Raw genomic sequence first — 14150 nt, forward strand, 5'->3', positions numbered from 1 at the left:
TCGCACGGGCCTCGCACGGCCCCACGGCGGCTACACGTCGGTGAGGCGCACCCCCGCGTGCGCCTTGTAGCGGCGGTTGACCGAGATCAGGTTGGCGACCAGCGCCTCGACTTGGTGGGCGCCGCGCAGCCGGCCCGCGAAGACGCCGCGGACGCCGGGGATGCGTGCGGCCAGCGCCTGCACCAGGTCGGTGTCGGCGCGGGACTCGCCGAGGACGAGCACGTCGGTGTCGATGGTCTCGACGTCCGGGTCCTCCAGTGTCACCGCGGACAGGTGGTGGAAGGCGGCGGCGACCCGGGAGTCGGGGAGCAGCGCGGCGGCCTGTTCGGCGGCGCTGCCCTCCTCCGGCTTCAGGGCGAAGGCGCCCTTCTTGTCGAAGCCGAGCGGGTTGACGCAGTCGACGACGAGCTTTCCGGCGAGTTCCTCGCGCAGCGACTCGAGCGTCTTGGCGTGGCCCTCCCAGGGCACGGCGACGATGACGATGTCGCTGCGGCGGGCGGTCTCGGCGTTGTCCGCGCCCTGGACGCCGTGGCCGACCTCGTCGGCGGTGGCCTGCGCCCGGTCGGCGGCGCGGGAGCCGATGATCACCTGCTGGCCCGCCCGGGCGAGCCGGTAGGCCAGGCCGCGGCCCTGCGGGCCGGTGCCGCCGAGGACGCCGACGACGAGGCCGGAGACGTCGGGCAGGTCCCAGGGGTCCTTGGCGGGAACCTTCGGGGCGGGGGTGTCATTGCCACTGTCAACAGTCATGTACGTGATCCTGCCACGGTCACGCCGTGACGCTGCCCTCGCTGAGGCCGCCCCGCCAGTGGCGCTGGAGCACCACCATGAGCAGCATGAGCGGCAGGACGGACAGCAGCGCGCCGCCGACCGTGTACTGGTAGAGCTCCGGCTGCCGGTCGGCGTAGCCCTGCCAGGAGGTGAGCCCGAGCGTCACCGGGTACAGGTCGCTGTCGGAGAGCATGACCAGCGGCAGGAAGAAGTTGTTCCAGATGTGGACGAATTGGAACAGGAAGACGGTGACCAGGGCCGGCGTCATCAGGCGCAGCCCGAGGACGTGGAAGATCCGCCACTCCCCCGCCCCGTCGAGCCGGGCGGCCTCCAGCAGGGAGCGCGGGATCGCGGCGGTGGCGTAGATCCGGCACAGGTACACGCCGAACGGGCTGACCAGGCCCGGGACGAGGACCGACCAGTAGGTGTTGGCGAAGCCGAGGTCGGTGAAGAGCAGGTAGAGCGGCAGGGCGAGGGCCGTGGAGGGCACGAGGACGCCGGCGACGACGGCGGTCAGCACCGCCTCGCGCCCCGCGAAGCGGTACTGCGCGAGGGCGTAGCCCGCGGCGGCCGACAGCCAGGTCGCCCCGAGGGCGCCGACGCCCGCGTAGAGCAGGCTGTTGCCGAACCAGCGGACGTAGACGCCGCCGTCGTAGGTCAGCACCCTGCCGAGGTAGTCGATCGGGTGGGGGTGGGCGAACCAGAGGCCGAAGCTGCCGAAGAGGTCGGCGCTGGACTTGGTGGAGGAGACCGCCAGCCAGTACACGGGGACGAGGAAGTAGACGGCGGCCAGGGCGAGGGCGGTCGCGGTCAGGACGCGGTGGCGGAGCGGGACGGTCATCGCAGTGCCCCGTCCCCGCCGCGGCGGCCGACGAGGCTGAGGAAGCCGAAGGACAGCGCGCACGCGACGAGCGCGAGCAGCACCGCCTCGGCGGCGGCGACGTGGTAGTCGTTGGCCGCGAACGCCTCGTTGTAGGCGTGCAGGTTGGGCGTGTAGCCGGAGTCGATGGCCGGGGAGAGCGGACGCAGCACGAGCGGCTCCGAGAACAGTTGCAGTGTGCCGATGATGCTGAAGACGGCCGTCAGGACGAGCGCCGGGCGGATCAGCGGCAGCTTGATGTGCCAGGCGACGCGTGCCGCGTTCGCGCCGTCGAGGCGGGCGGCCTCGTACAGTTCGGCGGGCACGGCCTTGAGCTGGGCGATCAGGACGAGCATGTTGTAGCCGGTGAACTGCCAGGTCACGATGTTGGCGATGGACCACAGCACGGTGCTCTTGGACAGGAAGTCGACCTGCCAGCCGGCCGAGTGCAGGATCTGCACCAGGGGGCTGATCCCGGGGACGTAGAGGAAGCCCCACAGGATCGAGGCGATCACGCCGGGCACGCCGTAGGGCAGGAAGTACGCGGTGCGGAAGAAGCCGATGCCGCGGGCGGAGGCGCTGTCCAGGAGCAGCGCGAGGGCGGCGGCCAGCGCGAGCATGAGCGGCACCTGCACGACCCCGAACAGCAGCACGCGCCCGAAGCCCGCGAGGAACGAGGGGTCGCGCAGCGCGTGGGCGTAGTTGGCGAGGCCGGCGAACGCGTCGTGCGAGCCGCCGAAGCCGAGCGGCCCGGTGCGCACGGTCCGCAGCAGGCTCTGCTGCACGGCGTAGCCGATGGGGACGACGAAGCAGAGCAGGAACAGCGCGCAGAACGGCAGGAGGAACGCGGCCGCGGTGCGTGCCTCGCGCGAGCCGGCACGGAAACGGCTCCGGGGGCGGGCGGGGCCGGCGCGGTGCGTACGGGCCCCGGACACCGGGGCGGAACCGGGGGCTTCAGGCGGCACGACGTCCGCCCGCGCGGTCATGCGGCCTCCGCTTTCAGGCCCTTGTCGCGCAGGTCGGCGAGGGTGCGGGCCTGGAGTTTCGGCAGGGTGGCGGTGAGGGAGGTGCCGTCGCTGACGGCGCCGCTGAGGGTGTCGGTGAGCCGCTGGAAGAAGGTGTCCATGGTGGGGCCCCAGGTCCAGGCGCGGTCGACCGCGGCGCCGGAGGCGGCGACGACCGCGCCGTAGTCCTGGCCGCCGAAGTAGGCCGCGCGGGTGTTGAGTTCGGCCGGGGTGAAACCGGAGGTGGGGGCGGGGTAGCCGTAGCCGCCGCGGATGAGCAGGCGGACGCTTTCGGGGTCGCTGTTGAGCCACACCGCGAAGTCCAGCGCGGCGCGGGGGTTGCGGGTGCCGGTGAAGACGGCGGTGGTCGAGCCGCCCCAGTTCCCCGAGGAGGGGGCGGCGCCGGAACCGGCGGCGTGCCACTGCGGCATCGGCCGGACCCGCCACTTGCCCGCGCCGCCGGGGGCGTTGCCGGTGAGCAGGGCGTCGCCCCAGCTGCCGCCGGTCCAGCTGACGAGGTCGCCGGACTGGAGGCCGGCGTACCAGGCGCTCTGCATCATGGGCTGGGTGGTGACCAGCCGGTCCTTGATGAGCCGGTCCCAGTGGCGGGTGACGCGGCGGGTGGGCTCGTCGTCGATCGAGACCAGCCAGGTGTCGCCGCCGGCGCGGAACCAGCGGGCGCCGGCCTGCCAGGCCAGGGCGGTGAACCAGCCGGGGTTGGAGGGCGAGAAGGAGGTGAGGTGCGCGCCGCGGCGGCGTACGGCACGGGCCGCTGCGGTGAAGTCGTCCCAGGTGGCGGGGGTCTCGATGTCCCAGCGGTCGAGCAGGTCCTGGCGCTGGAACAGCACCATGGGCCCGGAGTCCTGCGGGATGGCCCAGACGCCTCCCGCGTACACGCTCTGCTGCCACAGCCAGTCGGCGAACCGGGTGCGGTAGCGGTCGGCACCGTGCCGGGCGAGGTCCACCAGGCCCTGGTCGAGCAGGAATCCGGGCACCATCTGGTACTCGACCTGCGCGAGGTCGGGCGGGCTGCCGGCCTTGAGCGCGGCGTGCATCTTGGCGTACTGGGCGCCGCCGCTCGCCGCCACCTTCTCCAGTTCGACGCGGACGCCGGGGTGCAGCCGGTTCCACAGCGCGACGTTGCGCTCGATGCCGGGGACCCAGGACCAGAAGGTGAGGGTGGTGCTGCCGCCCGCCGTGCCGGTGGTGGCGGCGCAGCCGGGCAGGGCGAGCGCCGCCGCCGTGCCGCCGGCCGCCGCCAGCACACCGCGCCGGCCGATCAAGAGACCAGCTCCGCGAGGGGGACGCGGCGGAAGGTGATCGTCTCGTAGGGGCCGAAGTCGCCGGTCTCGTACAGCAGTCCGACGGTGTCCTCGTCCAGCCGCACCAGGTCGGAGTAGGCAGCGGGGAGGCCGTCGACGGTGTGCGCGGTCCGCCAGGTGACGCCGTGGTCGTGGCTGGCCCGGATCGTCATCAGGGCGCGCGCGGCAGGGTGCCCGGGGCCGGAGAGGAGCAGCACGTCGGGGGTGCCGAGGTGCAGGACGCTGCACTGCACGACGGGGGCGACCAGGCCGGCCTGCGGGCGGAAGCGGCGCTCCAGGGTGGCGCCGCCGTCGGCGGAGACGGCGTCGGCGCGGTTGCCGGGGCTGCGGGAGTCGGTGCGGGTGTTGAAGTAGACGGTGCCGTCGGGGAGTTCCGCGGCGGTGGTCTCGTTGGGGTTGACGTAGTCGTCGGACGAGTCGTCGGTGTAGCCGAGTTGCCAGGTCTCGCCGAGGTCGTCGCTGTACAGGCAGTGGCCGCCGTTGTAGCGGGGCTCGGCGCCGGTGTCGGGGCCCTCGGGCGGGCGGGTGTGGTTGCCGGCGACGACGATCCGCCCGGCGTGCCGGCCGGTGCGCAACTGGAGCGCGTGGCCGGGGGTGGTGGCGTACCAGCGCCAGCCGGGGCGTTTGACGGCGGCGGTGATCTCGCGCGGCTCGGACCAGGTGGCGCCGTCGTCGTCGCTGTGCTGGACCCAGACCCGGCGGCCGTCCTCGTCGGGCACCTTGCCGCGGATGATGTCCCGTTCCTCCGCGGTCCCGGCGTTGCGCACGTGGACCAGGACGACGCGGCCCTCGGCGGTCACGACCGGGGCCGGGTTGCCCGCGGTGCCGGAGCCGTTGGACGTCACGACCCGCAGGTCGTCCCAGGTGCGGCCGCCGTCGTGCGACCGCCGCAGGACGAGGTCGATGCGCCCGGTGTCGGCGGCCGAGGCGTGCCGCCCCTCGGCGAAGGCCAGCACGGTGCCCGCGCCGGTCACGACCACCGCGGGGATGCGGAAGCTCGCGTAGACGGGCCCCGGGTCTTCCCCGGAGGTTCCCCCGGTACCGCCTCGGTAGGGGACGGATGTGAGGTATGACATCGGTGTTGCCTCCGATGCGCCCTTGAATGGCAGACGTAGGACGTCCCTTGTCGTCAAGGGACGGTAGACAAGACACTGACGGCACGTCAAGAAAGCACGACAGCACGTGGGAAAGGCGGCCACTTGTGACCAGAACCGCCGGCGGGGGCCGCGGCCCGACGCTCCAGGATCGCATCATCGAGCTCATCCACGAGCAGCGACTCGCCCCCGGCGCCACATTGCCGACCGAGCCCCAGCTGATGGATCTGCTGGGCGCCGGCCGCAACAGTGTGCGCGAGGCGGTGCGCGCGCTCCAGGCGCTCGGCATCGTCGAGATACGCCACGGCACCGGCACCTTCGTGACGGACGCGCCGCTGCGGGTGCTGCTGCCCTCGCTCACCTTCCACATCCGCTCCCGGGTACGGGCGCTGGCCGATCTGGTGGCCGTGCGCGAACTGCTGGAGGTCGGGCTGATAGGCGAGGTGGCCGGCACGATACCGCCGGAGCGGCTCGACGAACTCGACGCGCTCGCCTCCCGGATGGTCACCGATCCGGACGCCGACCGCGCCTTCCACGCGCTGTTGTACGCGACCTGCGACAACGAACTGGTGCTCCAGCTCATGGACCTGTTCTGGAGCGTCTACCAGGACGTCGGCTCCGCCCTGGCGCCCGCCGACGACCCGGTCGAGCGCATCATCGCCAACCACCGCGCGGTGGTGGGCGCGCTGCGCACCGGGGACGCGGGCGCGGCGCGGGCGGCGATGCGCCGGCACTTCACCGACGTACGGGCCAGGGTCTCGAGCGCCCTTCCCGCACATTGACCCCCTTCGGGTGAGCCGGGCGGGAAGCCGCCTGCGACGGCGGGGGCCTGCGCCAGGATCCCGTGGCATGGATGCCGTACGGGTCGAGGTCGTCCGTGAACTGCTGGCCGGCAGCGAGTGGCCGGAACGGACCCGGGCGTTCGCGGGGGCGCTGCGCGGCGCGGTCCGCCGCGGCTCCCCGGGCGGCCTGCTGCTGGTGGGCGGCGGCGGGTACGAACCGTGGCACATGGCCGCGCATCTGGACGACGAGGCCGCCTGGAGCGGGCTGCCGGAGCTCTCCCCCACTCTGGTGCGGCAGTGGGTGCCGCCCGGCGCGCCCGCGCACCTCGCGGTGGGCACGGCCCGGCTGGAGGCCGCGCGGCGCGGCGAGACGGTGCTGGTGGTCGCGCCCGAGCAGGCGGAGCCGGGGTTGCTGGAGCGGGTGGACGGCGCCCGGCGGGCCGGGGCGAGGGTGCTGGCGATGGACGCGGGCGACCGGGAACTGGCCGGCCTCGCCCATGAGGCGCTGTCGGTGCCGCCGGAGCCCGGCGAGGTGGGACTCGAACTGCTGCAGCACCTGGTCAGTGCCGCCGCGGGGCGGCGGGTACGGCTGCGGGACCGGCTGCCGCGGCTCGCGCGGCTCGCCGAGCAGTTCGTGTCGCCGCCCCCGGCAAGCTGGTAGAAGTGGGCGTTATGACCGATATGCACGCCCCCTTGTGCGGCGTCGTACCTCCTCTGTGCACTCCCCTCACTCCCGCGGGCGACGTGGACACCGACGGGCTGCGCGCCCTGGTCGGCCATGTGCTCTCGGCGGGCGTCCACGGCGTCTTCGCGCTCGGGTCGAGCGGCGAGACGGCCTATCTGTCCGACGCGCAACGCCGGATCGCGCTCACCACCGTCGTCGAGGCCGTCGGCGGGCGCGTCCCCGTGCTCGCCGGGGTCGTCGACATGACCACGGCCCGGGTGCTGGACCACGTCCGGGCAGCCGTCGCGGCGGGCGCGGACGCGCTGGTGGCGACCGCGCCCTTCTACACCACCACGCACCCGGCCGAGATCGCCGACCACTTCCGCCGGGTGCGGGACGGCGCCGACGGCCTGCCGCTGTTCGCGTACGACATCCCCTCCGCCGTGCACACCAAGCTGCCCGCGGCGACGGTGCTGGCGCTGGCGGAGAACGGCACACTGGCCGGCCTCAAGGACAGCAGCGGCGCCGACGGCGGCATGCGCCGGCTGCTCGTGGAGCTGCGCCGGCGCGGTCTGTCCGGCTCCTTCTCCCTGCTCACCGGCTCCGAACTCACCGTGGACGCCGCCCTGCTGGCCGGGGCCCACGGTGTCGTGCCGGGACTCGGCAACGTCGACCCGCACGGCTATGTGCGGCTCTACGAGCACGCGCTGGCCGGACGGTGGCGGGAGGCCGCGGCGGAGCAGGACCGGCTCGCCGCGCTCTTCTCCATCGTCGACATCGGCGCCGCGGCCGCCCCGATGAGCGCCAGTGCCTCGGCGCTCGGCGCCTTCAAGGCGGCCCTGCACCTGCGGGGCGTCATTCCCTGCGCCGCCACGGCCGCGCCGCAGGTGCCGCTGGACGACACCGCGGTGAAGGGTATCCGCGAACGCCTGGAGGCGGCGGGCCTCATGGCCTGAACGCGCCCCCTGGGACGGCCCGGTGGACCACGGCGTCCACCGGGCCGGCGCCGGAAAATGCGTTGCACCCCGCCGCCCGCCCGCGAAACATGCGAGGGTGCGCAATCTCCTCCCCGACCTCGCGCCGTGGCGCAGCTCCCGCGACTTCCGCCTGATGTGGTGTGCCGGGCTGATCACGAACTTCGGCAGCTTCCTGACCTTCGTGGCGCTCCCGGTCCAGATCAAGAACCTCACCGGATCGACGCTGGCGGTCGGCGCGCTGGGGGCGGTGGAACTCGTACCGCTGGTGGTGTTCGGGCTCTACGGGGGCGCCCTGGCCGACGCCCTCGACCGGCGGAAGCTGATCCTGTGGACGGAGGCCGCGCTCGGCCTGATGTCGGTCCTGCTGCTGGCCAACACCCTGCTGCCGCAGCCGCTGCTGTGGCCGCTGTACGTGGTGGCGGCGCTCACGAGCGCGCTCGGCGGCCTGCAACGCCCCGCGCTGGAGGCGATCGTGCAGCGCATCGTGCCGCACGACCAGCTCACCGCGGCGGCCTCGCTGAACGCGCTGCGCTGGCAGCTCGGCGCCATCGCGGCCCCCGCGCTGGCCGGCGTGCTGATCGCCTACGCGGGCCTGCGCTGGGCGTACGCCGTCGACGCGCTGACCTTCGCGGTGTCGCTGCTGCTGGGCCTGCGCCTGCGGCCGTCCCCGCCCTCGCACGACGCGGAGCGACCCTCGCTGCGCTCGATCGGCGAGGGCGCGCGCTACGCCTGGAGCCGCAAGGAACTGCTGGGCACCTATGTGGTGGACATCGCCGCGATGGGCCTGGCGTTCCCGATCGCCGTGTTCCCCTTCATGGCGGACGACCTGGGCGCCCCGTGGTCGCTGGGCCTGATGTACGCGGCGCTGCCCGCCGGGGCGATGCTGATGAGCCTGACGAGCGGCTGGTCCTCCCGGGTGCACCGGCACGGCATGGCGATCGTGCTGGCCGCGGCGGGCTTCGGGCTGTGCATGGCGGGCGCCGGGCTGACCCGCAATGTGTGGCTGGTGCTGCTCTTCCTGGTGCTGGCGGGCGCGCTGGACATGATCAGCGGGGTGTTCCGCTCCACGATCTGGAACCAGACGATCCCGGACGCCCTGCGCGGCCGTCTCGCGGGCATCGAGCTGCTGTCCTTCATGACCGGCCCCCAGCTGGGCCAGGTGCGGGCCGGCGGTGCGGCGGCGGTGCTGGGGCTGCGGGCCTCGGTGTGGACCGGCGGCCTGGCGTGCGTGGCGGCGGTCGGGACGCTCGCGGTGTGCCTGCCGACGCTGATGGCGTACGACGCGCGCACCAACGTGCACGCGGTGGGCATGCGGACGGCGGCGGAGGACGCGGTGTCCCCCGCCGCCTGACCCGTGGGGCGGTCGGTGGGCCCGGCCGGTGTGGGCGGCCGGGCCGTGGATCAGCCGGTGAACCCGGCGGTGATCGAGGTGAACTGCCAGGTGCTCTGGTTGATGCCGGAGCAGTTGCTCACCACGCCGCCGCCGGCGCACGGCCGGTCGCGGTTGACGGCCCAGTAGGCGAGCCGCGCGATGTGGTGCGAGTTGGCCCAGTCCCGGATCTGGGTCCAGATCGCCGGGGTGGTGGTCTCCTGCTGGTCGCTGAGGCCGTTCATGCCGGACAGGCCCATGTGGGCGTAGGCGGTGGCGTCGTCCCAGCCGAAGGTGGACTTCAGCTTGGCCTTCAGCCCCTCGGCGGCGTTCACGGTGTTGCCGTACATGTCGGCGCCGCCGCCGAAGTCGAACGGCATGATCGTGAAGACGTCGATGTTGGCGCCGAGCGCGTTGGCCCGGTCGATGAGCCGGCCGCCCCAGTAGGTCGGGCCGGTCGTCGACGTGCCGAAGGTGAGGATCGTCCGGATGCCGGGGTTGTTCTGCTTGACGATCTTCAGCGCGTTGAGGATGCGGTCCTGGACGACCTCGGACTCGAACTCGTCGGTGTTCTCGATGTCGACGTCGATCGCCTTGAGCCCGTAGGCGTTGATCACCTGCTGGTAGGCACCGGCCAGGGCTTCGGGGGTGGAGCAGTTGGGGCCGAGCTTGTTGCCCTGCCAGCCGCCGATGGACGGGACGATGTCGCCGCCGGCCGCGCGGATGGAGTTGATGGTCGACTGGTCGACGCCGCCGGTCAGCGGACGGGAGCCGTCCCAGGCCGGGTTGCAGCCGCCGGAGGAGAGGATGAAGGCCATCGTGAACCACTTGACGCCGGTGGCGCTCATCACGCTGGTCGCGCTCGGCGGGTCGCCCCAGCCGAGGAAGAGGTAGGGCGCGGCCTGCTTGAAGCCGGTGCCACCGCCGCCGCCCGCGTTCGTGGTGACGCTCACCGCGTTGGAGGCCGCCGAGGTGTTGCCCGCGCCGTCGCGCGCCTTGACGGTGAAGGTGTACGCGGTGCTGGCGGCCAGGCCGGTGACGGTGGCGGAGGTGCCGGTCACGGTGGTGGCCAGGGTGCCGCCGCGGTAGACGTCGTAGCTCGTCACCCCGACGTTGTCGGTGGAGGCGTTCCACGCGAGCGAGACGCTGGAGGACGTCTTGCCGGTGGAGGTGAGGCCGCTGGGCGCGGTGGGCGCCTGGGTGTCCCCGCCCCCGCCGCCGCCCGGCCCGTCGAGGCTGATGTCGTCGGCGTTGTAGGTGCCCTGGGCGTACCAGCCGTGGACGTACAGCTGCACGCTGGTCTGCGAGGCCCCGGTGGTGAAGGGGACCGTCAGCTGGGTGTAGGAGCCGGCGGACGGCGTCCAGGTGGAGGCGCCGCCGGTGACACCGAGGTAGACGTACGCGCCGCGCACCCAACCGGTGAGCGAGTAGGCGGTGTTGGGCTGCACGGAGACGGTCTGGGTGCACTGCGCGGTGTCGCTGCTGCTGACGGCGCCGGCCAGCGCCTTGGTGCCGCTGTGCACCGGGCTGCTGACGACGGAGCCGCCCGAGCAGGACCAGCCGGACAGACTGCCGCTCTCGAAGCCGGGGTTGGTGACGAGGTTGGCCGCCTGGGCGGTGCCGGGCAGGACGATCAGGGATCCTGCGGCGGCCAGGAAGGCGGCGGTGACGACGGAGAGGATGCGGGATCTGCGGGATCCCGGACGCGGGACTCGACGACGGAAGAGCACGTGACCTCCCAGTGGGGGACGGGGGGTTCGGGCGGTGCCGGGCAAGTGGTCTGGACCGTTGGTCTGGACCTGTAGTGCCGGATTGAAGCCGAGTGTCGTGCCCGCGTCAAGAGGTCCGGGCCACCGCCGCTTCCTGGTTCGGCGGCGGCCCGGACGGCTGGGTGATCGCCGGAGACCGGCGGAGGGGTCGGCCCGTCAGCCGACGCGCTCGATCCGCGCCTTCCGGATCAGGAACTTCCCGGGCTCGCGGACCTGCTCGAAGGCGGCGTTGTTCAGCAGCGCGCAGCTCCCGGACGGCGATGTCACGGTAACCGTCGTGGACTTGCCGTTGTCGAGGTTGGTCACCTTGAGCCTGGTGCCCATCGGGAACTGGTTGCTGGACGCGGCCGGGGCGCCCGCCTCGCCGGACAGCGTCACCGTCGAACCCGGGCACACCACCTGGCCGGTCACCGCCCCCGCGGGCGGCGCGGCGGGCGGCTGCTGCGCCTGGCCCTGGTTCTGCCCCTGGCCCTGGCCCTGCCCCTGACCCTGCCCCTGGCCCTGGCCCGCGGGCGCGGCGGGCGCCGCCGGAGCCGCCGCCGCGGGAGCCCCCGGGGCCGCGCCGCATCCCGAGGCCTGGCGCTGCACGTTGATCTGCGCGATGACCGCCTCACGGTTGGCGATCCGGGCCGCCGACTGCGCGTCGGGATTCGCCCGCTGCCCCGCGATGAAGGCCTGGTTGTTGCGAATCGCCTGGTCGAGGCCGTCGCACACCACGGAGGCGTGACCGCTGGCCATGGTCGCCACGGCGAAACCGCCGGCGAGCGTCGCCGCGCCCGTCATCAGCGCGATCTTCTGCTTGGTCCCGAGCCTGCGTTTCCTGGACATGGGGCCCCTTTCCTCCGGTTCGTCAGGTTTTCTCGGGCTTCGTCCGACCTGCCGTGGTCGGATCCGGTCCGCATGTCCTGTGAAACGGAGCGCCCTTGGTCTGAACCTCAATACGTTCGAAACCTCGGACGGGAAAGGGGCTGATGTGCTAGACGCGAGTGGCCGCCGGGTGGTCCGGGCCGGTCCGCCGGGACTGGCCAATCGGGTGACGCGGCGGGGGGCGCGGAGGAGTCCTGCCGCCGCACCCCCGCGCCGTGCGCCCGGCAACGGCCGGTCGCTCAGTCGCCCTCGTCCTCGCGCGGCTGGTCCTTCCACCGCGGGTCGTTCTCCCACTGCAGGTTGCGCTCGGCGGCGGTCTCCATCGCGCGTTCGGCGTCGGCCCGGCTGGGGTACGGCCCCATCCGGTCCTTGGCCGGGCACTCCGGGCCCTCCTCCACCTTTCTGTGCTCGATGCAGTAGAACCACTCGCCGGGCTTCCCGGCCGGCTTGCGGACCCTCCTGAACGGCGCCATCGCTCCTCCTCGTACGACATCCTGCCGCCATGCTGCCCGACCGGCCGCCGATACACTCGCTGACATGTCTGTCCTGGTGCCCGGCAAGCTCTCCCCCACGCGTCACGTCCCCGCCTCGATCCCGCGGCCCGAGTACGTGGGCCGTCCGGCCCCGCAGCCGTACGACGGGCCGGAGGTGCAGTCCGCGGAGACCGTCGAGAAGATGCGCGTCGCGTCCCGGATCGCCGCACGGGCGATGGAGGAGGCGGCGAAGGCCATCGCGCCCGGGGTCACCACGGACGAACTGGACCGGATCGCCCACACCTACATGTGCGACCACCAGGCCTACCCCTCGGACCTCGGCTACCGGGGCTTCCCCAAGTCGCTGTGCTCGTCCATCAACGAGGTCATCTGCCACGGCATCCCCGACTCGACCGAACTGCGCGACGGCGACATCGTCAATCTCGATGTGACGGCTTTCATCCACGGGGTGCACGGCGACACCAACGCCACCTATTTCGTGGGCGAAGTCGCCGAGGAATCACGGCAGTTGGTGGACCGCACCCGGGAATCGCTGAATCGCGCGATCAAGGCGGTCAAGCCGGGCCGGCAGATCAATGTGATCGGCCGGGTGATCGAGTCGTACGCCAAGCGCTTCGGGTACGGCGTGGTGCGCGACTTCACCGGCCACGGCATCAACACGTCCTTCCACTCGGGCCTGATCGTCCCGCACTACGACGATCCGCGCGCCACCACGGTGATGAAGCCGGGCATGACCTTCACCATCGAGCCCATGCTGACGCTCGGCACCCACGAGTACGAGATGTGGGACGACGGCTGGACGGTGGTCACCAAGGACCGCAAGCGCACCGCGCAGTTCGAGCACACCCTGGTCGTCACGGAGACGGGCGCCGAGGTACTGACCCTGCCCTGAGCCCCCCGCCCGACCCGCACACCGCCACGCCCCTTCATTACTCTTTCTTTACTCAATAGTGGGCAAGGCGAGATGAGGCTTGGGTAAGTTAGGCAAGCCTTTCCACAGAAAGGCTCACCTAAGTCCTCGCCTCACCGATCCGCCAGGAGCCTGTATGTCCGCCGTCCGCATGTCCGCAGTAGCCGCCGCCGGCATAGTGGTCGCCGTCACCGCCGTGACCGGGTGCGCGGAGAAGGCGGACAGCGCCTCCTCGGACGCGATCACCGTGACCGCCTCGGACACCGCATGCGACGTCTCCAAGACCACCTTCCCGGCCGGGCACGTGCAGCTCGCCGTGGAGAACAAGGGCTCCAAGGTCACCGAGGTCTACGTCTACACGCCCAGCGACAAGATCGTGACCGAGCGGGAGAACATCGGCCCCGGCACCAAGGCCACCATCACCGCCGAGATCAAGGCCGGCTCCTACGAGATCGCCTGCAAGCCCGGCATGCAGGGCGACGGCATCCGCCAGAAGATCACCGTGACCGGCAAGGGCGCCGTCAAGAGCGACCCGCGCCTGGACGCGGCCGTCGCCGCGTACCGCAAGTACGCCCAGGAGCAGGCCGACCAGACCATCCCGGTGGTCCAGCAGTTCGCCGACGCCGTCAAGGCCGGCGACGTGGAGAAGGCCAAGTCGCTCTTCGCGCCGTCCCGCGTCGGATGGGAGCGCACCGAGCCGGTCGCCGAGTCCTTCGGCGACATCGACCCCCTGACCGACACCCGTGAGGACGGTCTGGAGGACGGCCAGAAGTGGACCGGCTGGCACCGGCTGGAGAAGTCCCTGTGGAAGGACAAGAAGGCCGGCGCCGAGGAAGGCACCCTCGCCGACCAGCTCGTCACCGACCTCAAGGACTGGCAGACCCGCGTCGGCAAGGCCGAGATCACCGCCACCAGCATGGCCAACGGCGCCAAGGAACTGCTGGACGAGGTCGCCACCGGCAAGATCACCGGTGAGGAGGACCGCTACTCCCACACGGACCTGTCGGACTTCCAGGCCAACGTCGAGGGCGCGCAGAAGGCGTACGAGCTGCTGAAGCCGGTCGCCGCCGAGAGCGACCCGGCGCTCACCTCCGAACTGGACAAGCAGTTCACAGCCCTGACGGGGCTGCTGGGCAAGTACCGCAAGGGCGACACGTTCGTCTCGTACGACACCGTCGGCAAGGCCGACCGCAAGGAGCTCTCGGACGGCGTCAACGCGCTGGCCGAGCCGCTGTCCAAGCTCGCCGCGGCCGTCGCCAAGTAACCGTCAC

The 14150-nt window shown here is 72.3% G+C and carries 14 protein-coding genes; 6 read left to right on the forward strand and 8 right to left on the reverse strand.

Features of this window, described 5'->3' with window-relative positions; all coding sequences use genetic code 11:
• Positions 1-30: 30 nt before the first annotated feature.
• Genes npdG through ACIP64_RS30725 form a run of 5 tightly spaced genes read right to left on the reverse strand, consistent with a single transcriptional unit; the run spans position 31 to position 5029 of the window.
• The gene (npdG, locus tag ACIP64_RS30705) at positions 31-747 is read right to left on the reverse strand and encodes an NADPH-dependent F420 reductase (protein ID WP_401592988.1); all 717 of its coding nucleotides are present in this window, start codon (positions 745-747) and stop codon (positions 31-33) included.
• Between the two features lie 19 nt (positions 748-766).
• The gene (locus ACIP64_RS30710; protein WP_401592990.1) at positions 767-1609 is read right to left on the reverse strand and encodes a carbohydrate ABC transporter permease; all 843 of its coding nucleotides are present in this window, start codon (positions 1607-1609) and stop codon (positions 767-769) included.
• The gene (locus ACIP64_RS30715; RefSeq protein WP_401592992.1) at positions 1606-2613 is read right to left on the reverse strand and encodes a carbohydrate ABC transporter permease; all 1008 of its coding nucleotides are present in this window, start codon (positions 2611-2613) and stop codon (positions 1606-1608) included. The genes ACIP64_RS30710 and ACIP64_RS30715 overlap by 4 nt, the downstream gene beginning before the upstream one ends.
• A complete protein-coding gene (locus ACIP64_RS30720) occupies positions 2610-3914 on the reverse strand; it encodes an ABC transporter substrate-binding protein (RefSeq protein ID WP_401592994.1) in 1305 nt (434 codons plus the stop codon). Before ACIP64_RS30720 ends, ACIP64_RS30715 begins: the two co-directional genes overlap by 4 nt.
• On the reverse strand, positions 3911-5029 hold the full coding sequence (locus ACIP64_RS30725; RefSeq protein ID WP_401592996.1) for an exo-alpha-sialidase: 1119 nt from the start codon (positions 5027-5029) through the stop codon (positions 3911-3913). Before ACIP64_RS30725 ends, ACIP64_RS30720 begins: the two co-directional genes overlap by 4 nt.
• Positions 5030-5154: 125 nt before the next feature.
• Between ACIP64_RS30725 and ACIP64_RS30730 the strand changes: the two genes are divergently transcribed.
• The 4 genes from ACIP64_RS30730 (at position 5155) to ACIP64_RS30745 (ending at position 8821) form a co-directional block, all read left to right on the forward strand.
• Complete coding sequence (locus ACIP64_RS30730; protein ID WP_401592998.1) at positions 5155-5829, forward strand: FadR/GntR family transcriptional regulator; 675 nt, start codon at positions 5155-5157, stop codon at positions 5827-5829.
• A gap of 67 nt (positions 5830-5896) precedes the next feature.
• A complete protein-coding gene (locus ACIP64_RS30735) occupies positions 5897-6490 on the forward strand; it encodes a hypothetical protein (RefSeq protein ID WP_401593000.1) in 594 nt (197 codons plus the stop codon).
• Between the two features lie 11 nt (positions 6491-6501).
• Positions 6502-7449 (forward strand): dihydrodipicolinate synthase family protein, encoded by a 948-nt coding sequence (locus ACIP64_RS30740; RefSeq protein WP_401593002.1) that lies wholly within the window; start codon positions 6502-6504, stop codon positions 7447-7449.
• A 97-nt stretch (positions 7450-7546) separates the two neighbouring features.
• Entirely contained in the window at positions 7547-8821 is a 1275-nt protein-coding gene (locus ACIP64_RS30745; protein ID WP_401593004.1) for an MFS transporter, read from the forward strand.
• Between the two features lie 50 nt (positions 8822-8871).
• Here ACIP64_RS30745 and ACIP64_RS30750 read toward each other — a convergent pair whose 3' ends face one another.
• The 3 genes from ACIP64_RS30750 to ACIP64_RS30760 all read right to left on the reverse strand — a co-directional run bounded on the left by ACIP64_RS30750 (position 8872) and on the right by ACIP64_RS30760 (position 11948).
• Entirely contained in the window at positions 8872-10521 is a 1650-nt protein-coding gene (locus tag ACIP64_RS30750; RefSeq protein ID WP_401593124.1) for a carbohydrate binding domain-containing protein, read from the reverse strand.
• Positions 10522-10764: 243 nt separating this feature from the next.
• A complete protein-coding gene (locus ACIP64_RS30755; protein WP_401593006.1) occupies positions 10765-11436 on the reverse strand; it encodes a hypothetical protein in 672 nt (223 codons plus the stop codon).
• A gap of 278 nt (positions 11437-11714) precedes the next feature.
• Positions 11715-11948: a hypothetical protein gene (locus ACIP64_RS30760; protein WP_360913559.1), complete on the reverse strand. Its 234-nt coding sequence runs from the start codon at positions 11946-11948 to the stop codon at positions 11715-11717.
• Positions 11949-12012: 64 nt separating this feature from the next.
• Here ACIP64_RS30760 and map point away from each other — a divergent pair, with 64 nt between their 5' ends.
• Both map and efeO read left to right on the forward strand, forming a co-directional pair.
• Positions 12013-12861 (forward strand): type I methionyl aminopeptidase, encoded by an 849-nt coding sequence (gene map / locus ACIP64_RS30765; RefSeq protein ID WP_401593008.1) that lies wholly within the window; start codon positions 12013-12015, stop codon positions 12859-12861.
• Between the two features lie 154 nt (positions 12862-13015).
• Entirely contained in the window at positions 13016-14143 is a 1128-nt protein-coding gene (efeO, locus tag ACIP64_RS30770) for an iron uptake system protein EfeO (RefSeq protein WP_401593010.1), read from the forward strand.
• Positions 14144-14150: the final 7 nt, after the last annotated feature.

Origin of the sequence: Streptomyces sp. NPDC088733 (assembly GCF_044751185.1) — a bacterium.
In the GTDB taxonomy this organism is placed as follows: domain Bacteria; phylum Actinomycetota; class Actinomycetes; order Streptomycetales; family Streptomycetaceae; genus Actinacidiphila.

Bases quoted from the DNA above. Each gene is read 5' to 3' on its own strand.
- ACIP64_RS30755 (WP_401593006.1), bottom strand. From the start codon at position 11,436: ATGTCCAGGAAACGCAGGCTCGGGACCAAGCAGAAGATCGCGCTGATG.
- ACIP64_RS30760 (WP_360913559.1), bottom strand. From the start codon at position 11,948: ATGGCGCCGTTCAGGAGGGTCCGCAAGCCGGCCGGGAAGCCCGGCGAG.
- ACIP64_RS30725 (WP_401592996.1), bottom strand. From the start codon at position 5,029: ATGTCATACCTCACATCCGTCCCCTACCGAGGCGGTACCGGGGGAACC.
- ACIP64_RS30715 (WP_401592992.1), bottom strand. From the start codon at position 2,613: ATGACCGCGCGGGCGGACGTCGTGCCGCCTGAAGCCCCCGGTTCCGCC.
- npdG (WP_401592988.1), bottom strand. From the start codon at position 747: ATGACTGTTGACAGTGGCAATGACACCCCCGCCCCGAAGGTTCCCGCC.
- ACIP64_RS30710 (WP_401592990.1), bottom strand. From the start codon at position 1,609: ATGACCGTCCCGCTCCGCCACCGCGTCCTGACCGCGACCGCCCTCGCC.
- map (WP_401593008.1), top strand. From the start codon at position 12,013: ATGTCTGTCCTGGTGCCCGGCAAGCTCTCCCCCACGCGTCACGTCCCC.
- ACIP64_RS30735 (WP_401593000.1), top strand. From the start codon at position 5,897: ATGGATGCCGTACGGGTCGAGGTCGTCCGTGAACTGCTGGCCGGCAGC.
- efeO (WP_401593010.1), top strand. From the start codon at position 13,016: ATGTCCGCCGTCCGCATGTCCGCAGTAGCCGCCGCCGGCATAGTGGTC.
- ACIP64_RS30740 (WP_401593002.1), top strand. From the start codon at position 6,502: ATGACCGATATGCACGCCCCCTTGTGCGGCGTCGTACCTCCTCTGTGC.